This is a genomic window from Nocardia sp. CDC519 (genome assembly GCF_059509835.1).
The window spans coordinates 1,822,959-1,845,212 of sequence record NZ_CM183377.1; the positions used below are offsets into that span (position 1 = coordinate 1,822,959).

22 protein-coding genes are annotated in these 22,254 nt (G+C 67.8%); 15 read left to right on the forward strand and 7 right to left on the reverse strand.

All coding sequences use genetic code 11. The annotated features are described in order from the left end of the window. The first annotated feature begins 11 nt into the window (after nucleotides 1-11). From AC5W7N_RS08325 to tuf, 5 genes are all read left to right on the forward strand, one after another. Nucleotides 12-575, forward strand: a complete 564-nt coding sequence (locus AC5W7N_RS08325) for a DUF3558 domain-containing protein (RefSeq protein ID WP_228805870.1) — start codon at nucleotides 12-14, stop codon at nucleotides 573-575. A 275-nt stretch (nucleotides 576-850) separates the two neighbouring features. Then, the gene (rpsL, locus tag AC5W7N_RS08330) at nucleotides 851-1,225 is read left to right on the forward strand and encodes a 30S ribosomal protein S12 (protein ID WP_014353064.1); all 375 of its coding nucleotides are present in this window, start codon (nucleotides 851-853) and stop codon (nucleotides 1,223-1,225) included. A 1-nt stretch (nucleotide 1,226) separates the two neighbouring features. Beyond that, a complete protein-coding gene (gene rpsG, locus AC5W7N_RS08335; protein ID WP_014353063.1) occupies nucleotides 1,227-1,697 on the forward strand; it encodes a 30S ribosomal protein S7 in 471 nt (156 codons plus the stop codon). A gap of 157 nt (nucleotides 1,698-1,854) precedes the next feature. Next, nucleotides 1,855-3,957: an elongation factor G gene (gene fusA, locus AC5W7N_RS08340; RefSeq protein ID WP_036540397.1), complete on the forward strand. Its 2,103-nt coding sequence runs from the start codon at nucleotides 1,855-1,857 to the stop codon at nucleotides 3,955-3,957. Between the two features lie 115 nt (nucleotides 3,958-4,072). Then, nucleotides 4,073-5,263 carry an elongation factor Tu gene (tuf, locus tag AC5W7N_RS08345; protein ID WP_194989251.1) on the forward strand — a complete coding sequence of 397 codons (1,191 nt, stop codon included), beginning with the start codon at nucleotides 4,073-4,075 and terminating at the stop codon, nucleotides 5,261-5,263. Between the two features lie 96 nt (nucleotides 5,264-5,359). Here tuf and AC5W7N_RS08350 read toward each other — a convergent pair whose 3' ends face one another. Both AC5W7N_RS08350 and AC5W7N_RS08355 read right to left on the reverse strand, forming a co-directional pair. Then, entirely contained in the window at nucleotides 5,360-6,082 is a 723-nt protein-coding gene (locus tag AC5W7N_RS08350) for a hypothetical protein (protein WP_195020077.1), read from the reverse strand. A gap of 140 nt (nucleotides 6,083-6,222) precedes the next feature. Further along, nucleotides 6,223-7,032, reverse strand: a complete 810-nt coding sequence (locus AC5W7N_RS08355; RefSeq protein ID WP_195020076.1) for an SDR family NAD(P)-dependent oxidoreductase — start codon at nucleotides 7,030-7,032, stop codon at nucleotides 6,223-6,225. 83 nt (nucleotides 7,033-7,115) lie between these two features. Here AC5W7N_RS08355 and AC5W7N_RS08360 point away from each other — a divergent pair, with 83 nt between their 5' ends. After that, the gene (locus AC5W7N_RS08360; RefSeq protein ID WP_195020075.1) at nucleotides 7,116-7,676 is read left to right on the forward strand and encodes a TetR/AcrR family transcriptional regulator; all 561 of its coding nucleotides are present in this window, start codon (nucleotides 7,116-7,118) and stop codon (nucleotides 7,674-7,676) included. Between the two features lie 6 nt (nucleotides 7,677-7,682). Here the strand turns inward: AC5W7N_RS08360 and AC5W7N_RS08365 are convergent, their stop codons facing one another. Beyond that, on the reverse strand, nucleotides 7,683-8,891 hold the full coding sequence (locus tag AC5W7N_RS08365) for a lipase family protein (protein WP_163810028.1): 1,209 nt from the start codon (nucleotides 8,889-8,891) through the stop codon (nucleotides 7,683-7,685). Between the two features lie 155 nt (nucleotides 8,892-9,046). On the opposite strand from AC5W7N_RS08365, the gene AC5W7N_RS08370 reads away from it, so the two are divergent. Further along, complete coding sequence (locus tag AC5W7N_RS08370; RefSeq protein ID WP_228805874.1) at nucleotides 9,047-9,208, forward strand: DUF433 domain-containing protein; 162 nt, start codon at nucleotides 9,047-9,049, stop codon at nucleotides 9,206-9,208. A 260-nt stretch (nucleotides 9,209-9,468) separates the two neighbouring features. Here AC5W7N_RS08370 and AC5W7N_RS08375 read toward each other — a convergent pair whose 3' ends face one another. Both AC5W7N_RS08375 and AC5W7N_RS08380 read right to left on the reverse strand, forming a co-directional pair. Next, a complete protein-coding gene (locus AC5W7N_RS08375; protein ID WP_163810024.1) occupies nucleotides 9,469-10,092 on the reverse strand; it encodes a TetR/AcrR family transcriptional regulator in 624 nt (207 codons plus the stop codon). 7 nt (nucleotides 10,093-10,099) lie between these two features. Then, nucleotides 10,100-10,456: an SPW repeat domain-containing protein gene (locus AC5W7N_RS08380; RefSeq protein WP_163810022.1), complete on the reverse strand. Its 357-nt coding sequence runs from the start codon at nucleotides 10,454-10,456 to the stop codon at nucleotides 10,100-10,102. Between the two features lie 226 nt (nucleotides 10,457-10,682). Between AC5W7N_RS08380 and AC5W7N_RS08385 the strand changes: the two genes are divergently transcribed. Genes AC5W7N_RS08385 through AC5W7N_RS08395 form a run of 3 tightly spaced genes read left to right on the forward strand, consistent with a single transcriptional unit; the run spans nucleotide 10,683 to nucleotide 13,430 of the window. Further along, nucleotides 10,683-11,882 (forward strand): NAD(P)/FAD-dependent oxidoreductase, encoded by a 1,200-nt coding sequence (locus AC5W7N_RS08385; RefSeq protein ID WP_495923469.1) that lies wholly within the window; start codon nucleotides 10,683-10,685, stop codon nucleotides 11,880-11,882. A gap of 13 nt (nucleotides 11,883-11,895) precedes the next feature. Continuing rightward, entirely contained in the window at nucleotides 11,896-12,657 is a 762-nt protein-coding gene (locus AC5W7N_RS08390) for a glutamate racemase (protein ID WP_495923470.1), read from the forward strand. A 32-nt stretch (nucleotides 12,658-12,689) separates the two neighbouring features. Beyond that, complete coding sequence (locus tag AC5W7N_RS08395) at nucleotides 12,690-13,430, forward strand: DNA alkylation repair protein (protein ID WP_163810015.1); 741 nt, start codon at nucleotides 12,690-12,692, stop codon at nucleotides 13,428-13,430. Nucleotides 13,431-13,502: 72 nt separating this feature from the next. On the opposite strand, the gene AC5W7N_RS08400 is transcribed toward AC5W7N_RS08395, so the two are convergent. Beyond that, nucleotides 13,503-14,558: a ferredoxin--NADP reductase gene (locus AC5W7N_RS08400; protein WP_163810013.1), complete on the reverse strand. Its 1,056-nt coding sequence runs from the start codon at nucleotides 14,556-14,558 to the stop codon at nucleotides 13,503-13,505. 67 nt (nucleotides 14,559-14,625) lie between these two features. Next, complete coding sequence (mftR2, locus tag AC5W7N_RS08405) at nucleotides 14,626-15,264, reverse strand: mycofactocin system transcriptional regulator MftR2 (RefSeq protein ID WP_138450426.1); 639 nt, start codon at nucleotides 15,262-15,264, stop codon at nucleotides 14,626-14,628. Nucleotides 15,265-15,515: 251 nt separating this feature from the next. Here mftR2 and mftA point away from each other — a divergent pair, with 251 nt between their 5' ends. From mftA to AC5W7N_RS08430, 5 genes are all read left to right on the forward strand, one after another. Beyond that, a complete protein-coding gene (gene mftA, locus AC5W7N_RS08410; RefSeq protein ID WP_197731646.1) occupies nucleotides 15,516-15,614 on the forward strand; it encodes a mycofactocin precursor MftA in 99 nt (32 codons plus the stop codon). Between the two features lie 19 nt (nucleotides 15,615-15,633). Next, nucleotides 15,634-17,148 carry a mycofactocin radical SAM maturase gene (mftC, locus tag AC5W7N_RS08415; protein ID WP_163810009.1) on the forward strand — a complete coding sequence of 505 codons (1,515 nt, stop codon included), beginning with the start codon at nucleotides 15,634-15,636 and terminating at the stop codon, nucleotides 17,146-17,148. A gap of 229 nt (nucleotides 17,149-17,377) precedes the next feature. Then, on the forward strand, nucleotides 17,378-18,778 hold the full coding sequence (mftF, locus tag AC5W7N_RS08420; protein WP_163810000.1) for a mycofactocin biosynthesis glycosyltransferase MftF: 1,401 nt from the start codon (nucleotides 17,378-17,380) through the stop codon (nucleotides 18,776-18,778). Between the two features lie 16 nt (nucleotides 18,779-18,794). Further along, the gene (mftG, locus tag AC5W7N_RS08425) at nucleotides 18,795-20,246 is read left to right on the forward strand and encodes a mycofactocin dehydrogenase MftG (RefSeq protein ID WP_495923471.1); all 1,452 of its coding nucleotides are present in this window, start codon (nucleotides 18,795-18,797) and stop codon (nucleotides 20,244-20,246) included. Nucleotides 20,247-20,378: 132 nt separating this feature from the next. Further along, nucleotides 20,379-21,746: a GAF domain-containing protein gene (locus AC5W7N_RS08430; protein ID WP_175585783.1), complete on the forward strand. Its 1,368-nt coding sequence runs from the start codon at nucleotides 20,379-20,381 to the stop codon at nucleotides 21,744-21,746. Nucleotides 21,747-22,254 lie beyond the last annotated feature (508 nt).

Consider the following 22,254-nt stretch of genomic DNA (forward strand, 5'->3'; position numbering starts at 1 on the left):
GGGGAGCGGTGATGAGCGGCACGGGTGGGCGCGTGCGCGCGACGCTGGCGGTGACGGCGGCCGTCGGCCTGACCCTGGTGCTCGGCGGTTGCGGACGCACCGTCGAAGGTTCGGCCCAACCGGCGGGCGCCGCCGAGGCGAGCACGGTCGATACCGATTTCGACAAGTTGCTGCGCGAATGCGATGTGGTCTCCCAGGATCAGATCGCGAAGGTCGTCGACGAGACCGGCTTCGTGCAGCCCTCGTTCTACGGCGCGGTCTGCATGTGGGATCTGGAGGGCGGCGCGACCGGCGGCGGCATGGTCACGCTGAACTGGTACGAGATCGGCTCGCTCAACAACGAGCGCACCAATAACGACAAGCTCGGCTACACCACCACCACGATCACCGTGCAGGGCCGCAGCGCGCTGGAGACACGGCGGCCCGGCGATCCGGACTCCTGTGGCGTGAGCGCGAGTGCCGCGGATACCGGCATCGTGGGATGGTGGGTGAACTACCGCCCCGGCTCGGCACATCCCGATCCGTGCGCCGCCGCCAAGAAACTCGTGGAGCTGACCTTGAATCTGGCCAGGTGAGCGCCGCGCGGCCGGCCGCGTGAGCGACCCCGCTTTGACCCATGCTCCGGCTGCCGAGTATCGTGGATCGCTGTGCCCGGAAGCATGCGGGCAAGTTCGAGCGCAGAACGTAGGCCAGCGAGAGCGGCTGACAGTTCCAGCGTGCCCTGAAATAGGGCCCCTGACCTGCGCGCGACACGCCCGACCTCGGGACGCGAGAAACGTGGCCGGACGTGCGAGTGAATGCTCGATGACACGTATACGACACCGCATTAACCAATAAGGAAAGCCGGTCTATGCCAACCATCAACCAGCTGGTCCGTAAGGGTCGCCGTGACAAGGTCGCCAAGACCAAGACCGCGGCCCTCAAGGGGAGCCCGCAGCGCCGTGGCGTGTGCACGCGTGTGTACACCACGACCCCGAAGAAGCCGAACTCCGCGCTGCGTAAGGTCGCGCGTGTTCGCCTGACCAGCGCGGTCGAGGTCACGGCGTACATCCCGGGTGAAGGCCACAACCTGCAGGAGCACTCGATGGTGCTCGTCCGTGGCGGTCGTGTGAAGGACCTCCCCGGTGTGCGCTACAAGATTATCCGCGGCTCCCTCGACACCCAGGGTGTGAAGAACCGCAAGCAGGCCCGCAGCCGCTACGGCGCCAAGAAGGAGAAGAGCTGATATGCCGCGCAAGGGCCCCGCTCCCAAGCGTCCGTTGATCAACGACCCGGTCTACGGGTCGCCGCTGGTCACCCAGCTGGTCAACAAGATCCTGCTCGACGGCAAGAAGTCGACCGCCGAGCGCATCGTCTACGGTGCACTCGAGCAGGCGCGCGAGAAGACCGGCACCGATCCGGTCGTCACCCTCAAGCGTGCCCTCGACAACGTCAAGCCGTCGCTCGAGGTCAAGCCGCGTCGCGTCGGTGGCGCCACCTACCAGGTGCCGGTCGAGGTCCGTCCGGGCCGCGCCAACACCCTGGCGTTGCGCTGGCTGGTCAACTTCTCGCGTGCGCGCCGGGAGAAGACCATGGTCGAGCGTCTGGCCAACGAGCTGCTCGACGCCAGCAACGGCCTCGGCGCCTCGGTGAAGCGCCGCGAGGACACCCACAAGATGGCCGAGTCCAACCGGGCGTTCGCGCACTACCGCTGGTGACGTCTGCCCGGCCCATCGCTGGTGGGGTCGGCAGGTATCGCGGCTGGGGGCGGCACTTCGGTGCCGCTTCCGGCGTTGACATAGTGGCGACCTCCCCGGTCGTCCCCGAGAATCCCAACTAGCTGATCGCTAACGAAGCAGAGCGGGGAAGATTTCCGTGGCACAGGACGTGCTCACCGACCTGAACAAGGTCCGCAACATCGGCATCATGGCCCACATCGATGCGGGCAAGACGACGACAACCGAACGAATCCTGTTCTACACCGGTGTGAACTACAAGATCGGTGAGACCCACGACGGTGCCTCGACCACCGACTGGATGGAACAGGAACAGGAACGCGGCATCACCATCACCTCCGCGGCGGTGACGTGTTTCTGGAACCAGAACCAGATCAACATCATCGACACTCCGGGCCACGTGGACTTCACCGTCGAGGTGGAGCGTTCGCTGCGCGTGCTCGACGGCGCCGTCGCCGTCTTCGACGGCAAGGAAGGTGTCGAGCCGCAGTCCGAGCAGGTGTGGCGTCAGGCCGACAAGTACGACGTGCCGCGCATCTGCTTCGTCAACAAGATGGACAAGCTCGGTGCGGACTTCTACTTCACCGTGCAGACCATCAAGGACCGCCTCGGCGCCAAGCCGCTGGTCATCCAGCTGCCGATCGGCGCGGAGGACACCTTCGAGGGCATCGTCGACCTGGTCGAGATGAACGCCAAGGTGTGGACCGGCGAGACCAAGCTCGGTGAGAAGTACGAGGTCCAGGAAATCCCGGCCGATCTCAAGGAGAAGGCCGAGCAGTACCGTCAGGAGCTGCTCGAGACCGTCGCCGAGTCGGACGAGGCGCTGCTGGAGAAGTTCTTCGGTGGCGAAGAGCTCACGATCGATGAGATCAAGGGCGCCATCCGCAAGATGACCGTGTCCTCCGAGCTCTACCCCGTGCTGTGTGGTTCGGCGTTCAAGAACAAGGGCGTGCAGCCCATGCTCGACGCCGTCGTCGACTACCTGCCCTCGCCGCTGGACGTCGAGTCCGTGCAGGGTCACGTCCCCGGCAACGAGGAAGAGGTCATCTCCCGCAAGCCGAGCGCCGACGAGCCGTTCGCGGCCCTGGCGTTCAAGATCGCGGTGCACCCGTTCTTCGGCAAGCTGACCTACATCCGCGTGTACTCCGGCAAGGTCGACTCCGGCGCCCAGGTCATCAACGCGACCAAGGGCAAGAAGGAGCGTCTGGGCAAGCTGTTCCAGATGCACTCCAACAAGGAGAACCCGGTTCCCGTGGTCTCCGCCGGCCACATCTACGCGGTCATCGGCCTCAAGGACACCACCACCGGTGACACCCTGTGCGATCCGAACAACCAGATCGTGCTCGAGTCCATGACCTTCCCGGACCCGGTCATCGAGGTCTCCATCGAGCCCAAGACCAAGTCCGACCAGGAGAAGCTCGGCACCGCGATCCAGAAGCTGTCGGAAGAAGACCCGACCTTCTCGGTGAAGCTGGATCAGGAGACCGGCCAGACCGTCATCGGCGGCATGGGCGAGCTGCACCTGGACATCCTCGTCGACCGGATGAAGCGCGAGTTCAAGGTCGAGGCGAACGTCGGTAAGCCGCAGGTGGCCTACCGTGAGACGATCACCCGTCCGGTCGAGAAGCTCGAATTCACGCACAAGAAGCAGACCGGTGGTTCCGGTCAGTTCGCGAAGGTCATCATCGCGGTCGAGCCGTTCGTCGGCGAGGACGGCGCGACCTACGAGTTCGAGAACAAGGTCACCGGTGGCCGCGTGCCGCGCGAGTACATCCCATCGGTCGACGCCGGTGCGCAGGACGCCATGCAGTACGGTGTGCTCGCCGGTTACCCGCTGGTCAACCTGAAGGTGACCCTGCTCGACGGCGCGTACCATGACGTCGACTCCTCGGAGATGGCGTTCAAGATCGCCGGCTCGCAGGCCCTGAAGGAAGCGGCCAAGAAGGCCGGTCCGGTGATCCTCGAACCGCTCATGGCGGTCGAGGTCATCACGCCCGAGGACTACATGGGCGATGTGATCGGCGACCTGAACTCCCGCCGTGGCCAGATCCAGGCCATGGAGGAACGCAGTGGTGCCCGTGTCGTCAAGGCGCTGGTTCCGCTCTCGGAGATGTTCGGCTACATCGGTGACCTGCGGTCGAAGACCCAGGGCCGGGCGAACTACTCCATGGTGTTCGATTCGTACGCGGAGGTTCCGGCCAACGTGTCGAAGGAGATCATCGCCAAGGCGACCGGCGAGTAGTACGACGGGGCAGGACACGTGTCCTGCCCCATCGGCCGGGCGTCTGCACGACCCCTGTAAGTAAAAACCGCACTGCTGCAACTGCACGCACCAACAAGTCCAGGAGGACACCACAGTGGCGAAGGCGAAGTTCGAGCGGACGAAGCCGCACGTCAACATCGGCACCATCGGTCACGTCGACCACGGCAAGACCACGCTGACCGCAGCGATCACCAAGGTGCTGGCTGACAAGTACCCGGATCTGAACGAGAGCTTCGCTTTCGACCAGATCGACAAGGCGCCTGAGGAGAAGGCTCGTGGTATCACGATCAACATCTCCCACGTCGAGTACCAGACCGAGAAGCGCCACTACGCGCACGTCGACGCCCCGGGTCACGCCGACTACATCAAGAACATGATCACCGGTGCGGCGCAGATGGACGGCGCCATCCTCGTGGTCGCCGCCACCGACGGCCCGATGCCGCAGACCCGCGAGCACGTGCTGCTCGCCCGTCAGGTCGGCGTGCCCTACATCCTGGTCGCGCTGAACAAGTCGGACATGGTCGACGACGAGGAGATCCTCGAGCTCGTCGAGATGGAGGTCCGCGAGCTGCTGGCCTCGCAGGAGTTCGACGAGGACGCCCCCGTCGTCCGCGTCTCCGGCCTGAAGGCGCTCGAGGGCGACCAGAAGTGGGTCGACTCGGTCGTCGAGCTCATGAACGCTGTCGACGAGTCCATCCCGGACCCGGTGCGTGAGACCGACAAGCCGTTCCTGATGCCCGTCGAGGACGTCTTCACCATCACCGGTCGTGGCACCGTCGTCACCGGTCGCGTCGAGCGTGGCGTGATCAACGTGAACGAGGAAGTCGAGATCGTCGGCATCCGCCCGGACAAGACCAAGACCACGGTCACCGGTATCGAGATGTTCCGCAAGCTGCTCGACCAGGGCCAGGCGGGCGACAACGTCGGTCTGCTGGTTCGTGGCATCAAGCGCGAGGACGTGGAGCGCGGCCAGGTCGTCGTGAAGCCGGGCACCACCACCCCGCACACCGAGTTCGAGGGCCAGGCCTACATCCTGTCCAAGGACGAGGGTGGCCGCCACACCCCGTTCTTCAACAACTACCGTCCGCAGTTCTACTTCCGTACCACTGACGTGACGGGCGTTGTGACCCTGCCCGAGGGCACCGAGATGGTCATGCCCGGTGACAACACCGAGATGTCCGTCAAGCTGATCCAGCCGGTCGCCATGGACGAGGGCCTGCGCTTCGCGATCCGCGAAGGTGGCCGTACCGTCGGCGCCGGTCGCGTCACCAAGATCATCAAGTGATCTGACGTACCAGCCGAAACGGCGCCGCTCCGAAAGGAGCGGCGCCGTTTTGTTTTTCGCGAGTGGTGTACGGCCGGCCGGTGCGGCCAGGACTTCTCAGTCCGATTCGCCGGCGGCCTGTAACAGTGCCTGGGCGAACTTCACCATCTGGGTGGAGCCGCCGTACCACGCGGAGACCACCTCGACCGCTGCGGCGCGGGTGCGGCGGGCGGTTCGCACGACCTCGTCGGGGGAGAGGGTGCCCGCTTCGGCCTTGGTGGCCAGGGCGTTGAGTTCGTCGCTGGCCAGCAGCAGCCGCATGATGCGGTGTAGGTCGACGCCGCCATCGGCGTTCGGTAGTGGGAGTGGGGGTTCGGCGGGGGCGTCGGCGGCGGCTTCGGCGGCGGCACGGGCCGCGCGGCGCGACGGGATCGCGGGGCGCGGGCTGGGCGCGGGAGCCAGTGCGGGCGAAGGTGTTTCGGCTTCCGCGGTCGCGGGCCGTTCGGTCGGCGTCGGCGCCGGCGCGGCTTGTGCGTTTGCCGTGTTGTCCACGCCGGTCAGGCCGATGCCGTGCGCGGGCTCGGGTTCCGGTGCCGGGGCCGATCGCCGCGGCTCGGGCATGGGCGGAAGCTGAGCCGGGGACCAGTCGAATGCGGAGGGCTGCGCGGCCGTGCGGGTGGGCAGCGACCCATTGGTGATCGCCCCGTTGGTGTTCGTGTCCGCTCCCGTCAAGCCGGCAGCCATGGCGACGGCCGGTTCGGACTGCTCCCGTTCGGTGCGGTGAAAACCCTCCTGGCGAGCGCGAAGTCCATCTCCGAGACCGTTGTAATCGGCATCCATGAGGTCATTCTTACCCGAGGGCGGTGTATTGCGGCGTGTCGGCGTCTGCGGTTCGGCCGCACCGCCGGGCTCCCGCCGCGGCCTGCGTCAGAACGGTTTCGGCGGTCCATTACCTCTGCGGTGGTGGGAGCTGCTGTGGGTCAGTGCAAGTCGGCCTCGATCATCGTCGCAAGACGCGCGGCGTCGTGTGTCTCGCGGTCGCCGTCGGCGAGGGCGATGTCGCGAGTGCCGCGGTAGGCGAACCGTCCGGGGCGGGGATCGTCGATGAGTCGAATGATAGGGCGGACCGCGGATTCCGGGCGCTGGCCGAGTAGCCGTCCGAGCACGGCGGCCGACAGCCGCATACCCATCCCGACCTCGCCGGCAAAGCTGGTGCGGACCAGGCGGCTCGGCCCCCACGTCACGTACATGAGGTTCGGATTCGCCTCCGTCGCGAGGATGCCGAGCAATTCGTTCGCGCGTCGTTGCTGGGCATTGGACCGCCGGAAGGTGAATTCCTCGGTCATCTCCGGATCATCGAAATCGATGGCGTCGGCGCGTGCGCCAGGGACGGCGGTGTTGACCACGACCGGCCGCGGCGATGCGCGCAGCAGTTCGGTGAGGCCGGAAACGACGACGTATTTGCTGAGAAAGAACAGCGCCCAGGACGCTTCGTGCCCCTCGGGCGTCTGCCGGCGGCGTTGCTGGATGAACGATGCCGCGAGTACAAGTGCGTCGACGCGCTCGTACGTCGTCCGCAGTCGATCGACCACGCGACGGCTCTCGGCGACCGATGAGAGATCGGCCTCGAGGAATTCCGCTGCCGAGGGCGTCGAGACGGTGGAGACCAAGGCCTCGAACTTGGCGCGGCTGCGCCCGATCACCACCACATGGTCTCCCGTTTCCAGGAAGTGGTGCGCCAGTGCGGCGCCCATCCCGTCGGTGCCGCCGGTGATCACGATCGTCCGCATTGCATTCTCCTGTTCCGGAACATGTGTTCCGGAACAGCCTAGCATCAACCGGAACTGAGGTTCCGCATAGCTATAGTGTTCGCATGGCAGACGACCGCAGGCAACGCCGTGACGCCGCCGAGAACAAGGAGCGGATCCTGGCCGCCGCGAGCGAGGCCTTCCGCAACAACGGCATGGCCGTGGACATGCGCGCCGTCGCCGCGGCCGCCGGAGTCGGCATCGGCACTCTCTATCGGCATTTCCCCACCCGCGAACACCTCGTGCAGGCGGTGACCGGCACCGATTTCGCCGCACTGGCCGAGGCCGCCCTCCCCGCGCAGGCCTCCGCGATCGAGGCACTGCGCGAGTTCTTCACCACCGCACTCACCGGCCTCGCCGCCAACCAGGCGATGATCGACGTACTCGCCGGCGGCCAACCCTCGGACGCCGATCTCGACCGATGCCTCGCGCACCTCACCGAAATCGGCCGCGCCGCCCTCGCGCGCTCCCACACCGACCACACCCTGGCCGCCGACGTGACCGCCCGCGATATCGCCTACCAGTTCCTGGCGCTCATCCGTGTCGTGCAGTTGCTGCCCGACCGCACGCCACGCGCCATCGAGCACCAGGTGGAGGTGGCGTTACGGGGGCTGGGCGCCGGATAGCGCGACTCAGCAGTTGCTCGGTGCTGGCTCGCCGCGGAAGCGCGCATCCAGCCACGCCACCATCAGCGGCATCCCGAGTACCGCGGCCGATAGATGTTCCGGTGTCGGAATGGTTTCCGCCTGCACCGGCACGCCCGCCGCGCAGTAGCGGCGGTTGATCGAGACGAGCGAGTCGACCGGGATGAGTGGGTCGGTGGGTGAATGCCATTCGAAGATGGGCATGTTCGGCACACCGTCGAAGAGCTCGATGCTGTTCTCCTCCAGCACCGCCCTGGCGTCGGCATCGTGCATGAGCGAGGTATTGCTGGCGTAATCGCGGACGCTGCGGCCTGCGCCGGTGGCGAGGATGTCGTTGGTGCAGCCGTTGGCCATGGCGTCACGTGCCGCGATCCCGGCGGCATTGAGGTTGTCGCTGATCGGGAAGCGGTGCGGGTACTCGCGTTCCAGCCCGATCGCCGCCGCCAGCACCAGCCCGAACGCCGGATGCGGATCGAATTGCAGCGCTTCGATCATGCGCATCAGGTTCGCGGGCACGCCGCCGGCCGCGGCACCGGCGAGTTTCAGCTCCGGCGCGTAGCTCGGCGCCAGCGCGGCCGCCCACGCCGTGGCCATGCCGCCACCGGAGTACCCGGCCATCGCGACGGGGCTGTGCTGCACCGCCAGCTCCGGAACGCGCTGCACGGCACGGATTCCATCGAGCGTGATCTGCCCGCCGAGCTTGGCGGCGCCGTAGGCGAAGGTGGGGCCCAGATGATCCGGCAGTGCGATGCTCCAGCCGCGCAGCAGCAAGGCATTGAGCGCGACGGCCTCGCGGACCTGGAGGTTCGGATCGCTGGTGTAGAGCACCCGCGACACCGCGCAGTTCGGGCCCAGCCCGTTGATGATGTGCTGATACGACAGCAGCGGCCCGTCCGGGCGGTGCCCCGGCGGCGTCACCACGGTGGTGGTGGCCGCGATGGGCAGCCCGCGTGAATTGGTCGACCGGAACTTCACCAGCGTCAGCGTGGATCCGGGAAAGGTCAGTAGCGGCGGCAACCGCCGCACCGCCAGCACATCACCGGGCTGGTACGCCGCGAGATCGGCGGGCTGCGCGTAGAACGGGTCGGGATCGGCCACGGGGTAGCGAGGTAACGCCGGGGCAGGAACCGTCCCGGCCAGCAGAACCGCAGAGGCGCCGAGGAGCGCGCCGGTTATCAAACGCTGGATAACCTGCATGGCAGCTATTGCTACCACGGTTCGGCCCGACGATCGCGCAGGTGAGCCGGGGTGTCGTGGCTGGAGACCGGCGGCCCGACGCCGCTATGCTGGATCAGGTGTCGAGGATTACGTTCGATCCGAATCAGTGCGGGGGCCGTCCCTGCATTCGCGGTATGCGCATCCGGGTGAGCGATGTACTCGAACTACTCGCAGCAGGCGAGACGGAGGACTCCATCCTCGAGGATTATCCCTACTTGGAGTTGGCGGACATCCGCGCCTGCCTCGTGTTCGCAGCGGCCGAGGCAGACCATCCGATTCTGCGGACCGCCTCTTGAGGTTCGTCGTCGACGCACAACTGCCACCAGCACTGGCACGCGCGTTGACGGAGGAGGGCCATGACGCTGTGCACGTCTGCGACATCGGCTTGTTATCCGCCCCGGATGTCGATGTCTGGGCAGAAGCGCTCGAGCGGGGCGCCGCTTCCTGCCGATCCTGCCCACTGTCGTACAGATGCTCGGAGCCGGGGAGAAGATCATCGAGGTCAGGTAGCGGGCTGATCGAGTGCAACCGTTCTCCGGCCGGATGCTCGACGGGTTCAGCCCAGTTGCGTCATGCCAGCGGCGACCACCTGGGCGACGTTGAGGATTTCGTCGGTCGTCGGCAGGGGGACGCCGTCGAGGGCGTGCAGGCGGTCGGTGCTGGCGATGGCGAACATGGCCGAGACCCAGGCGGCGGCGCAGGCGCGCAGGGTGCCGGGGCGGACCGGGGCGGGGGCGCTGGCCTGGAGGACGCGGGCGGTGACGTCGAGGAGTTGATCGCGCAGCTTGCGCACCTGGCGGCGGACGTCGGGGTGGGTGTCGGCCTCGCGCCACATGATGACGCGCAACACCGAGGAATGATGGTCGCGAAGGTTCAGCGCCGCATCGAGATTGACCAGACTGGCCACCGGATCACCCGGCTCGACCACGGTGTCGATGTCGCTGATCGGTTGTTGCGGTACCCGTTCGGCCATCAGGGCCGACAGAATCGAGTTCTTGGTGGGGAAATAGTAGAAAACCAGGCCCTTGGGCACGGCCGCGGCCTCGGCGATCGCCGCCGTCGGGGTGCCGTCGAATCCCTGTGCGGCGAACAGCTTTTCGGCCGCGTCCAAGATGAGTTGACGGGCGTCGCCGTCGGTTTTCGCGCTGCGGCGACGCCCGGCTCGACGGGGTCTGGTCATGGCCGTCTCAGTGGTGCGGAGCCATATCGTGCAACCGTCCCGAGACCGCGGGCAGCGCCGCCACCGCGACCACGACCGTCACGACGCCGACCACCCATGCGGTCCAGGATGCGCCACTGAAGCCGCTGAAGTCCATGACCCACGGGGACAGGAACATCAGCACGCCGAACAGGCCCATCGCGTAATCGGCGGAGGCCATCTCAGCTCGGTACATCTGCGCCAGACCGGTCAGTGCGATGAGCACACCGAGCACGATCAACGACCACATGGCCCGATCGTTGGTCTCCACCCATAGCGGTGAGAGTGCGGCGAAGACGCCCAGCACTACGGCCAGGAAATCTTGCGCACGGCTTTCGGTGAACATAAATGCCTCCTTGCATTTGCTGGTGCGGACAGACCCGAAAATCTGTCCTGACCTCGGTATAGGCCTGATTGACCGCCCGGTCGATATAGGAATGGACACGATTGCGTGGCAATCGATGGCACGGTGAAGGTGATGGTCCTCACTACAGCACCGACCAAGCGGACGTTAGGGTGGACTGTCGTCAGCGAGGTGGCCGAACGGACGGCCCGAAGGAAGGGATGCCGGCATGACTGCAGCGCCGATCGTGATCGTGGGGGCCGGTCTGGCCGGCTTGCGCACCGCGGAGGAGTTGCGCCGCGCGGGCTACGAGGGTGAGTTGATCCTGCTCGGCGACGAATCGCGGCCGCCGTACGACCGCCCCCCGCTGTCGAAGCAATTCGTGCGCGGCGAGACCGACGACACCACGCTGCGGCCCGCGGAGTTCTTCGCCGAGAAGAAGATCGATCTGCGGCTGAACCAGGAGGCGGTCGGCGTCGACACCGCCGCCCGGCGCTTGCGGCTGGCCGACGGCTCGGTGCTCGACTACAGCGAACTGATCATCGCCACCGGGCTGCGCCCGCGCAGGCTGCCCAGCCTGCCCGAGCTCGACGGCGTGCATGTACTGCGCGATCACGCCGACGCCAGCGCACTGCGCGCCGAACTCGGCGACGCCACGACCGCCCTGGTCATCGGCGCCGGATTCATCGGCTGCGAGGTGGCCGCCAGCTTCCGCGCGCGCGATGTCCAAGTGGTGCTGGTCGAGCCGCAGCCGACGCCGCTGGCCTCGGTGCTCGGCGAGCAGGTCGGTGCGCTGGTGGCGCGCATGCACCGGGACGAGGGCGTCGACCTGCGCTGCGGCATCGGCGTCGATTCGCTGCTCGCCGCCGACGACGGCCGAGTGCGCGGCGCGCTGCTGACCGACGGGACCGAGGTCGCGGCCGAGCTGGTGGTGATCGGCGTCGGGTCACGTCCGGTGACCGAATGGCTGGCCGATTCCGGCATCGAACTGGCCGAACCGGCGGCGGGCGGTGGCGTGCTCGCCGACGAGGTCGGCCGCACCTCCGCACCGGGTGTGTGGGCTGTCGGCGACGTCGCGGCCTGGCTGCACGATGACGGCGCACGCACCCGCGTCGAGCACTGGACCAATGCGGGCGAGCAGGCGAAGCTGCTGGCCTGCGCGCTGCTGGGCGCCGAGCCGCCCACCGCCGCCCGGGTGCCCTACTTCTGGAGCGATCAGTACGACGTGAAGATCCAGGCGCTCGGCACGCCACGGCCCACCGACGAGATCCACATCGTCTCCGATGACGGGCGCAAGTTCCTGGCCTACTACACCCAGGACGGCAAGCTCACCGGCGTGGTCGGCGCCGGGATGACCGCACAGGTGATGAAGACCAGGGCGAAGATCGCGGCGGGTGCCCCGGTGGCGGAGCTGCTCGGCGCGGGCTAATACCTTTGTCTGTGTGATCGTCGCGCTCATCGATTCCGGTCTCGGCTCGCTGCCGACAGCGGCATGGCTGCGCAAGCTGCGCCCGGATGTGGATCTGGTGCTGCAACTGGATCCCGACGGAGCCCCCTGGGGGCCGAAACCCGAGGAATGGGTGATCGAGCGGGTGGTCGCGACCGCACGCGCCTCGCTGACGATGGGCGCCGAGGTGATCGTGCTGCCGTGCAATACCGCGAGCGTGACCGCGCTCGACCAGGTGCGCGCGGACGTCGGCCCGGACATTCCGGTGATCGGCACCGTGCCGGCGATCAAACCGGCCGCGGCCGCCTGCCGCTCGGTGGCGGTATGGGCCACCGCGGCCACCACCGCGAGCCGCTACCAGGCCGATCTCATCGCCCGCTTCGGCGGTAACGCGACGGTGACCGGCGTGGCCTGCCACGGTCTGGCCGATGCGATCGACGCCGGCGATCTGGTGGCTGCCCGTGCCGCGATCGCGGCGGCGGCCGAGCGGACTCCCGACGACGTGGAGGGTGTGGTGCTCGGCTGCACCCACTATCCGCTGGTCGTCGACAGCATCGTGGCCGCGCTGCCGGACGGGGTGCGATTGTTCGACAGCGCCCAGGCCGTTGCCGCGCAGACGATCCGGCGCATGGACGCGCTGGGCCGGCCGAGCACCGGCAACGGTACGGTGCGGGTGCTCAACAGCGGCCGCCCCGGCGAACTGCCCGCCGCCGCTGCCGCTTTCGAACCCGGGCGGGCGCTCGGCGCGACCGGCTGACCGCCCGGCACATCGCGATCGGAGGCCACACGTTGACCGAGAACGCCACCGCCGAGCAGGTGCGGGCCGCCCTCGCCGAGCACGCCGATCCCGCCGACGCGGTGCACCTCCAGCGGTTCTTCAAGACCGGCCCCGGCGAATACGGCGAGGGCGACGTCTTCATCGGCGTCCGGGTGCCCGCCACCCGCACCGTCGCCAAACGGTTTGCGGCGCTTGCGCTCACCGAGATCGACGAACTGCTCGACAGCCCGGTGCACGAGGAACGGCTGGCGGGTCTGATCATCCTCAACACTCGTTTCGAGAGGGCCTCCAAGCCGCGCACCTTCGACGAGGCCGCCCGTGCCGAGATGGTGCGGTTCTACCTGGACGCGGTGCGGCGCGGCCGGGTGAACAACTGGGATCTGGTCGACGTCTCGGCCGAGCGCATCGTCGGCCCGTGGCTGCTGGACAAGCCGCGCGAGCTGCTGTTCGAGCTGGCCGACTCGGATTCGCTGTGGGAGCGCCGGGTCGCGCTGCTGTCCACCTTCGCCTTCATCAAGGCCGGTGACGCCTCCACCACGTTCGCGCTGAGCGAGCGACTGCTCACCGACCGGCACGATCTGATCCAGAAGGCGCTGGGCTGGATGTTGCGCGAGGTCGGCAAGCGTGTGGATCGTCAGCTGCTGATCGATTTCCTCGATCGGCACGCGGCCGAGATGGGGCGTACCGCTTTGAGTTACGCCACCGAGCATCTGGATCCGGAAAGCCGCGCCCGCTACCGCGCGATGCGATAGCGGAGCGCGGGAATCCCGATATACCGCTTCGCCGACCGAACCGACCCGGCCGGAGTCAGGCGCCGAACCGGCTCAGAACTGGATCTTCAGGTGATCGGTGACCGGCCGCGCCTGGCAGCCGAGGATGTAACCGTTCTCGATGTCCTCGGGATCCAGGATTTCGGCGTTCTCCATCTCGACCTTGCCTTCGAGGACGGTGCAGGCGCAGGAGCCGCATTCGCCTTCCTGGCAGGAGTAGGGGACGTCGAGGCCCTTGGACAGCATGATGTCGACCAGGGTCTGCTTGCGCGGCCAGCGCAGTTCGTGCACCTCGCCGTCGAGCTCGACCTCGACGGTGGCGGCGTCGGCGGCCTCTTCGTCGCTGACCTCGACCGGCGCCTGATCGGCGAACGGGTCACCGGCCAGTGAGTTGAAGATCTCGGCGTGGGTGCGGTTACGCGGGACGTCGAGCTGGGCCAGCGCGTCGTGCACGCGGTCCATGAACGGGCGCGGGCCGCACATGAAGGCGCGGTAGCCGGTGTAGGGGCGGACCAGGCCGGCGAGCGCGTCGGCGGTGGGCAGGCCTTGCAGCGGTTCCAGCCAATGGATGACGGTGAGGCGCTGCGGATGCTTGTCGGCGAGTTCACGCAGTTCGTCGGCGAAGATCACCGATTCCGGGTCGCGGTTGGCGTAGACCAGCACGATCTTTCCGGTGCCGCGGGCCAGCGCCGATTTCAGGATCGACATGACCGGGGTGATACCGCTGCCCGCGCCGAACAGCAGCAGATCCTCGTCGAGATCCTTCGGGGTGAACACGCCCGACGGCGGCAGCACCTCGATCTCGGAACCGGCGGTGATGTTGTCGCAGAGCCAGTTGGAGCCGTAGCCGCCCTCGGTGCGCTTGACGGTGACCTTGGGCCGGTCGTCGGTGTAGGGCGAGCTGGCCAGCGAATAGCAGCGCGCGACCGAGCCGGTCAGGTCGCTGGGAATGCGCAGGGTCAGGAACTGGCCCGGCTGGTACTGGAAGCGTTCGCGCAACTCTTCGGGAACGTCGAAGACCAGTGAGCAGGTATCGGCGGTCTCGGCGATGACCGCGGCTACCCGCAGCACGACCGATCGTGAGCCGTGTGGAACTTCGACGGTGGTCATGGCGTCCTCTCGAACGTGTGCGCGGCCGATCCGGTGCCGGACGGCAAAACTAGAACGTGTTTCAGTTTTATCGTACGTCGGGATCGGGCTGCTGGACAAGCTGGGCTTCCAGCCCGGCGATCAGCACACCCATGCCGAAGTCGTACGAATACTTGCCGCGCAGGTCGGGCATGTATTTGGTGGCGCGGGCCACCGCATCGGGCAATGTGACGTCGGTCAGCACCGACCGGTCACGCGGGTTCACCCGGCTGCGACCGAACAGGAAGGTGTGGATGGTCGCGTAGGCGGCCAGCACGTTGCGATCGCTGAATCCCGCGTCGAACAGGATCTCCATCACCGCGGCGATGATGTCGAGCTGCTTACCGAGCATCTGCTCGATCAGCACATCGCCGAGGCCGGGGTGCTTGCGTAGTTTCTCATCGATCTGGTCGATGAGTTCACGCAGCCGCTGTTGCCACGGGCCCGACTCCGGCGGCGGTTTGCGCACACCGGCCAGTGCCGCGGTGGCCACCAGGTCGAGTAGCTCCCGTTTATCGGCCACGTAGTAGTACGGGGCCATCGGGGAAACGCCCAGTTCGCGCGATAGCCGGCGCATCGACAGCTTGTCCACACCGTCGGCGCGGACCACCCGTAGCGCGGCTTCCACGATCTCTGATTCGGAGAGGGTATTACCGCCCCCGCTGGCCTGCGTTCGCCCGACTCCCATGCCACCTCTACCACCGCGGGCGCGTGCGCCCGTCACGTCCTGTTCAGCTGCTTGCCACCGGAAAGTTTAGAGGGCTCGGTGCGGGCGCTGTCGGTTCGTCGGCCGAAACGGCTTCTTTTTGTCAGTTCATGACGTTATGGTGTGTGAGCGCGGCTACACCTGTGGCCGCGACCACAGTGCCCAACAGAGTGGAGGTAGCCATGCCGGACAAGGGGCTCAACGGACCCGCCGACACCGACAACCGCGGCCCGATCGCCGCGGTCGCGCAGCGCTCGGCCGAGGACACACCGCTGGTGGAGGAATCGCTCATCGAAGAGGTCTCCATCGACGGTATGTGCGGCGTCTACTGAGCTGAGAGGAGCGGTGACCATGCTCGATCTCGATACGCGCTGGCAACTGCATCCGCGGGTTGCCCTGCGGCCGGAACCGTTCGGCGCGTTGCTGTATCACTTCGGCACGCGGAAGCTGTCGTTTCTGAAGAACCCGAGGATCGTCGAGATCGTGCGGTCACTGCCCGCACAGCCGTCGGTGCGCACCGCCATGCGGGCCGCCGGCATCGATGACGCCGCGGCCGCGCCGTATGTGAAAGCGCTGGCGCAGCTGGCCGATTCGCAGATGATCGTCGGCGCCCCCGAGGCGGCGCCGCTGGCCGCGGCCCCGGAGCCGATGACCTTCGCGGCCGACGACGACCGCGCCGTGCGGCTGGTGGATCGCTTCGAATCCGGCCTGGCCGCGCCGATCTGCCTGACCTGGGAACTCACCTACGCGTGCAATCTGTCCTGTGTGCACTGCCTGTCGTCGTCGGGCCGGCGCGATCCGCGCGAGCTGAGCACCGAGCAGTGCAAGGCGCTCATCGACGAGTTCCAGCGCATGCAGATCTTCTACGTCAATATCGGCGGCGGCGAACCGACTGTGCGCCCGGACTTCTGGGAACTGGTCGATTACGCCACCGCGCACCAGGTGGGAGTCAAGTTCTCCACCAACGGCGTCCGGATCACGCCGGAGGTCGCCGCGCGGCTGGCCGCCAGTGACTATGTGGATGTGCAGATCTCGCTCGACGGCGCCGATGCCGCCGTCAACGACGCGGTGCGCGGTCCCGGTTCGTACGACATGGCCATCCGAGCGTTGGAAAACCTTGCCGCGGCGGGTTTCCAGGATGCCAAGCTGTCGGTGGTGGCGACCAGGCACAATATCGCCCAGCTCGACCAGTTCAAGGAGATCGCCGACCGCTACGGCGCCACTTTGCGGTTGACGCGGCTGCGCCCGTCCGGGCGCGGCGCCGATGTGTGGGACGAACTGCATCCGCTGCCCGAACAGCAGCGCGAACTCTACGAATGGCTGCTGCGCAACGGTGACGGTGTGCTCACCGGCGACTCGTTCTTCCACCTGTCGGCCTTCGGTGAGGCGCTGCCCGGGTTGAACATGTGCGGCGCGGGCCGGGTGGTGTGCCTGGTCGATCCGGTGGGCGACGTCTACGCCTGCCCGTTCGCCATCCACGACCGCTTCCACGCCGGAAACGTCGTCGCCGACGGCGGTTTCGCGACGGTGTGGAAGGAATCGGCGTTGTTCGGGCAGCTGCGCGAACCCACCGGCGGCGGCGCCTGCTCGTCGTGTGCGCATTACGATGCGTGCCGCGGCGGCTGCATGGCGGCGAAGTTCTTCACCGGTCTGCCCGCCGACGGGCCGGACCCGGAGTGCGTGCAGGGCTACGGCGCGGCGGCCCTCGCCGACGCGGGCCGGGTGGTGCCGCGTTCGTCGGTCGACCACTCGCGCCGCAGCACCCCGCGGCGTTCTGGTGGCCGCAAATCCGGGCCGGTGCCGCTCACCCTGAGCACGCCGCCGCGGCGGCCGTCACGGGCCTGTGACGAAAGCCCGCTGGGCTAGGCGCGCGGCGTTAGCCGGAACCGGTGCGCGGGCCGCGAGCGGCTCGCGCACCGACCGCGCGGTACGCGATTGCCATTCGGTTGCCGTCGGAGCGAGGACTCGCTCAGTAATCCTTCAGCAACGCAGATCCTGTCGGTTACCGGGCCTACCACGCGAAATACTCCGGAACTGGTTGCGTGTTTCGCGACTGTTGATGTCAGCCGAGCGAACTCCGTCTAACATGCCAGGAATGCGCCATGATCGCCTTCCCGACGGATTCGGGGTGCGGATCGATCCACGGGTACGCGCATACTCCGGGGGACGCATCCTGATCGGAGGAACACCCGCGAGGTTGCTGCGCCTTGCCCCGGAAGCCGCCGAAATGATCGGCGACGGGTACCTCGAGGTCAACGGCCCGAAGTCCGCCGTCGTTGCCAGGCGGCTGCTCGATTCCGGGGTGGCCAACCCCCGGCCGCGACTGCTGCCCTCGCCCGAGGACGTCACCATCATCGTGCCGCTGCACAACAATGCCGAGGGTCTGGCGCGGCTGTTGGCGGCCCTGCGCGGGCACAATGTGATCGTCGTCGACGACGGCTCCGACCTGCCCGTGCGGGTACCGCCGGTGGCCGGTGGCCGCTGCCAGGTCAGCGTGCTGCGGCATGAGCGCGCGCTCGGCCCGGCCGCCGCGCGCAATGCCGGATTGCGGGCGGCGACAACCGAGTTCGTGGCGTTCCTGGATTCCGATGTGGTGCCACGCAGCGGCTGGCTCGAGGTCATGCTCGGGCATTTCAGCGATCCGGAGGTCGCGCTGGTCGCGCCGAGGATCGTCGCGCTGGATCCGGAATCCAACGCGCTGGCCCGCTACGAGCACACCCGATCCTCGCTGGATCTGGGCAGGCGCGAATCGGCGGTGCAATCGCGCGGGATGGTGTCCTACGTGCCGAGTGCGGCGTTGCTGGTGCGGCGGGGCGCGCTGCTGGCCGAGGGCGGGTTCGACGAGTCGATGCACGTCGCCGAGGACGTCGACCTGTGCTGGCGGCTGGAGCGGGCGGGCTGGCGGTTGCGCTACGAACCCGCCGCGCACGTCGCCCACGATCACCGGGTGTCCTTCCGGGCCTGGTTCAACCGGAAGATGTTCTACGGCACCGGCGCCGCGCCGCTGGGCGCACGGCATGCGGGCATGGTGTCGCCGCTGTCGGTGCCGTCGTGGACCATGCTGGCCGCGGTGCTGTTCGGCACGCTGACCCGCTGGGGATTCGTCGGCGGCGTGCTCACCCTGGTGGCCGCGCTGGGCCGGTTGCGCCGCGTCTTCGGCGAACTCGACAATCCCACCCGGATCGCGTCGATCTATCTGGCCCGCGGCTTCTTCGCCGGATTGTGGCGCCTCGCCTCGGCCATGTGCAGGCACTATTGGCCGGTCACCGTGCTGGCGATGGTGGCCTCCCGGCGGATCCGGCGCATCGCGGTGACGATGGCGCTGGCCGACGGCCTGGCCGACTGGTTCACCCACCGCGACGCGGGCGGGCTCGACCCGTTGCGCTACATCGCCTTCCGCCGCATCGACGACATCGCCTACGGCACCGGCCTGTGGCTCGGCGCGTGGCGGGCCCGCAGTATCGAAGCGCTCAAGCCCACCGCCCCGCCGCGCTGAGCGCCGATGGGTCCGGATGGCTGACACGCTGATCGTCGGCGGAGGCAGCGCGGGCTGCGTGCTCGCCGCGCGCCTGAGCGCCGACCCGGATCACCGAGTGCGACTGCTGGAAGCCGGGCCGATCTGGACCTCGCCCGATGGCTTCCCGCCCGGCCTGCGTGACGGCACCGAACTGCCGCTCGACGACGAGGCGCTGCTGTGGCGCTATCCGATCCAGCTGACGGCGACCACCACGTCCACCACGGTGCGCGGACGGGTGATCGGCGGGTCGGGGTCGATCAACGGGTGCTATTTCGTGCGCGCGCCCGCCGCCGATTTCGCCGCGTGGAGCCGCGAGATCGGCACCGGCGGCTGGACTTACGACGAGCTGATCGAGCCGATGCGCCGCCTCGAACATGATCACGACTTCGGCGCGCAGCCCGGGCACGGCGCCGAAGGGCCCATCCCAGTGCGCCGCCCGGCCACCCGGAGCCCGCTGACCGAGGCGTTCGTGCGGGCGGTCGCGGCGACCGGATTCGACGAGATACCGGACCTGAACGCGCCCGACGCGGCGGACAAGGGTTTCGGCGCGGTGCCGGCCAATATCGATCGGCGTGCCGGCACGAGCCTGCGCGTCGGCAGTGCACAGGCCTACCTGCTGCCGGCGCTCACCCGGCCGAACCTCACCGTGTCGGCCGGCACCAGCGCGCTCGGGATCCGGTTCAAGGGGACCAGGGCGATCGGGGTGGAATGCCTGCGTGCGGGCGTCGTGGAATTCATCGCGGCGGATCGGATCGTGCTGTGCGCGGGCGCGATCGAATCGGCCGCACTGCTGCTGCGTTCGGGCATCGGTGATCCGGCGCGGTTGCGCGCGCTGGGCATCCCGGTCGTGCAGGCGCTGCCGGTGGGCGAATGGTGCACCGACCATCCCGAGATCGGCATCGACTACCGGCACGACGCGCCACACCGGCGCAGCCAGGTACTCGAATACGTGCTCGAGCTCGGCGATATCGAAATCCGGCCGTACACGATGGCTTTCACGCCGGGAATCCGGCAGTTCGCGCTCGCATTGATGCGCCCGCACGGGTCGGGCGAGCTGCGGCTGCGTTCGGCCGATCCGGCTGACCGGCCGTGGATCGACCAGCGCTACCTGGAACAGCGGCTGGATCGGGACCGGCTGCGCGCGGCCGTGCGGTTGTCGGCGGAGATCATGGACGCGATGGGGGCGGTCCCCGGGGAGCCGGTTCCCGGGGTGGTCTCCGACGACTGGCTGACCGCGCATCTGGCCACCTCACAACATCTGTCCGGTACCTGCCGCATGGGCTCTGCCGGCGACACCCGCGCCGTGGTGGACGCGCGCTGCCGGGTGCACGGCGTCGACGGTCTCGCGGTGGCCGACCTGTCCATCGTGCCGGTGCCGCTGGGCCGTGGTCCGCAGGCGACGGCGGTGCTGATCGGCGAGCGCGCCGCCGAACTGTTGTCCGGCTGACCCACGCCCCGCGATGCCAGGTGGCTCACACTCACGGGACGGGCGTGACGTGTGTGACCTGGCGGACAAACCTGATCATCCGCCGGTCGTTGCCGGTACCCGCCGGTACAGTTTGTCGTAGGTGAAAGGCAAATGGTCAGCAATCTTGCGGGTGGTCGCCCCTCGCGGCATGGAGTAGAACCTGGCACGCAGCTCGGTGCACTGGAAGCCTATGCCGCTCAAGCGCATGGATATCTCGGTGCCGGTGGTGAGCGGCTGTCCCGGCTCGCCGGTCTGTTGCGCCCCGCGGTGCTCGAATCGTGGTTGCGCAGTGTTCGCGGTGGCATCGATCCGATGGACGTCGTCGACGGTCGCGGGCTGCGCGGCGCGGACCTCCAGCGCTACCGCGATGCCCATCCGATCGCCGCGCTGATGCCGTTGATCGACAAGCTGCTCGTCGAGGACGCCGCCCGGACCGGTTTGATCGTCGTGGTGGCCGACCAGTTCGGGCGGGTGCTGTCGGTGCACGGCGACGCCGAGCGGATCAGCGCCGCCGCCGAGATCGGGCTGCGCGCTGGCGACGACCTGAGCGAGCGCCGTATCGGCACCAATGCCGTCGGCATGGTGGTGCGCACTGGACGCGCCGCCTGGATCCACGGCCCGGAACACTTCCTGCACCGGATGCATCAGCTCACCGGTGCCGCCGCCCCCGTGCACGATCCGGATGGCCGGCTGGTCGGCGTGCTGATGATCGCCGGCGGAGTACGAGTGGCCAGGCCCGAGATCCTGGCTCTGGTGAAAGCCGCCGCCACGGCAGCGGAAATGGATCTGCTGCTCACGGCCATGCGGGCCGATCGGCACGCACCGGCCGGTGCCCGCGATCGACACCAGGCGGCGCCGGATCGGGGCAGGCTCGGGCTCGATGTGCTCGGTCTCGGCCAGCCGCAGCTGAGCATCGCCGGGAAGCGGGTGCCGCTGTCGCAACGTCACGCCGAGATCCTGCTGCTGCTCACCGAGCACCCCGAAGGGCTCGGCGCCGACCATCTGGCCTTGCTGCTCGACGACACCGACCTGGACAACGGCACCATCCGCGCCGCCATGTCCCGGCTGCGCACGGTGGTCGGGCCCGAGGTGTTCGGTTCCCGGCCGTATCGGCTGAAGGTGCCGGTGGCCACCGATATCGACTTCCTGCGCGCCGCCCTGGACTCCGGTGACGTCGATGCGGCATTGCGGTTGTATGCGGGCCCGGTGCTGCCGCGTTCGAACGCGCCCGGCATCGTCGATCTGCGCGATGAGCTGCGGGTCCGGCTGCGGACCTCGGTGCTGGATTCGCGTGATCCCGCGGCGCTGCGGCGCTGGACCGCCACCGCCGAGGGACGCGACGACGCCGCCGCGTGGGTCGCCTACCGCTCGACCGTTGATCGCGATTCGCCGCTGTTCGCCCAGATCGAGGCCAAGATCCGGGTGCTCGATCGGCGCCTGGGCGCGGATGCAACGCAGATGCAACGTTTCGGCTCATAGTCTGCCCATCTGAAAGTGCGATAGCTCACATGCGGGGGCCCGAGCTGCTCGCGGGTAGAAAGCCGCCCGCGGCCGGTCGCACCGGTCCCTATCTGGACGCTTGTCCGATTTTTTTAGAGCATTTAGTTCCTTTTTATTTCGACCTGGCCTAGTGTTCGCAATACGTGGATGACATCCATGTGATGTAGCTGACATACCGCCGTTATCGAATCCGTGGCGGCAGTGAAGTTGGAGGAAAGATCACTAGCTAGGCACTTCGTCTCCGTTCCGGACACCGTCCCATCAGGCGCCGGCTCCGGACGGCACGGCGGCGACCACACGGTCGCCGATTCCAGTTCACGCACATCTGACGAATACGCGCGAGCGCCCAGACGAGCGTCGCGTGTCATTCGCCCACACCTCATGCGGTAGCCGCCCGCGCCCGGGACTCCGACCCGCCGCGCAGGCTTATTCGTGCTGCCCAAAAGCATTCGGCCAGCCGTTAATTCGCCATTTCGAGGAGGCTCTG

What these genes read in the sequence shown, in the direction of transcription:
- AC5W7N_RS08325 (WP_228805870.1), top strand. Translation starts at nt 12, where the DNA reads ATGAGCGGCACGGGTGGGCGCGTGCGCGCGACGCTGGCGGTGACGGCG.
- rpsL (WP_014353064.1), top strand. Translation starts at nt 851, where the DNA reads ATGCCAACCATCAACCAGCTGGTCCGTAAGGGTCGCCGTGACAAGGTC.
- rpsG (WP_014353063.1), top strand. Translation starts at nt 1,227, where the DNA reads ATGCCGCGCAAGGGCCCCGCTCCCAAGCGTCCGTTGATCAACGACCCG.
- AC5W7N_RS08350 (WP_195020077.1), bottom strand. Translation starts at nt 6,082, where the DNA reads ATGGATGCCGATTACAACGGTCTCGGAGATGGACTTCGCGCTCGCCAG.
- AC5W7N_RS08355 (WP_195020076.1), bottom strand. Translation starts at nt 7,032, where the DNA reads ATGCGGACGATCGTGATCACCGGCGGCACCGACGGGATGGGCGCCGCA.
- AC5W7N_RS08360 (WP_195020075.1), top strand. Translation starts at nt 7,116, where the DNA reads ATGGCAGACGACCGCAGGCAACGCCGTGACGCCGCCGAGAACAAGGAG.
- AC5W7N_RS08365 (WP_163810028.1), bottom strand. Translation starts at nt 8,891, where the DNA reads ATGCAGGTTATCCAGCGTTTGATAACCGGCGCGCTCCTCGGCGCCTCT.
- AC5W7N_RS08370 (WP_228805874.1), top strand. Translation starts at nt 9,047, where the DNA reads ATGCGCATCCGGGTGAGCGATGTACTCGAACTACTCGCAGCAGGCGAG.
- AC5W7N_RS08375 (WP_163810024.1), bottom strand. Translation starts at nt 10,092, where the DNA reads ATGACCAGACCCCGTCGAGCCGGGCGTCGCCGCAGCGCGAAAACCGAC.
- AC5W7N_RS08380 (WP_163810022.1), bottom strand. Translation starts at nt 10,456, where the DNA reads ATGTTCACCGAAAGCCGTGCGCAAGATTTCCTGGCCGTAGTGCTGGGC.
- AC5W7N_RS08385 (WP_495923469.1), top strand. Translation starts at nt 10,683, where the DNA reads ATGACTGCAGCGCCGATCGTGATCGTGGGGGCCGGTCTGGCCGGCTTG.
- AC5W7N_RS08400 (WP_163810013.1), bottom strand. Translation starts at nt 14,558, where the DNA reads ATGACCACCGTCGAAGTTCCACACGGCTCACGATCGGTCGTGCTGCGG.
- mftR2 (WP_138450426.1), bottom strand. Translation starts at nt 15,264, where the DNA reads ATGGGAGTCGGGCGAACGCAGGCCAGCGGGGGCGGTAATACCCTCTCC.
- mftC (WP_163810009.1), top strand. Translation starts at nt 15,634, where the DNA reads ATGCTCGATCTCGATACGCGCTGGCAACTGCATCCGCGGGTTGCCCTG.
- mftF (WP_163810000.1), top strand. Translation starts at nt 17,378, where the DNA reads ATGCGCCATGATCGCCTTCCCGACGGATTCGGGGTGCGGATCGATCCA.
- mftG (WP_495923471.1), top strand. Translation starts at nt 18,795, where the DNA reads ATGGCTGACACGCTGATCGTCGGCGGAGGCAGCGCGGGCTGCGTGCTC.
- AC5W7N_RS08430 (WP_175585783.1), top strand. Translation starts at nt 20,379, where the DNA reads ATGGTCAGCAATCTTGCGGGTGGTCGCCCCTCGCGGCATGGAGTAGAA.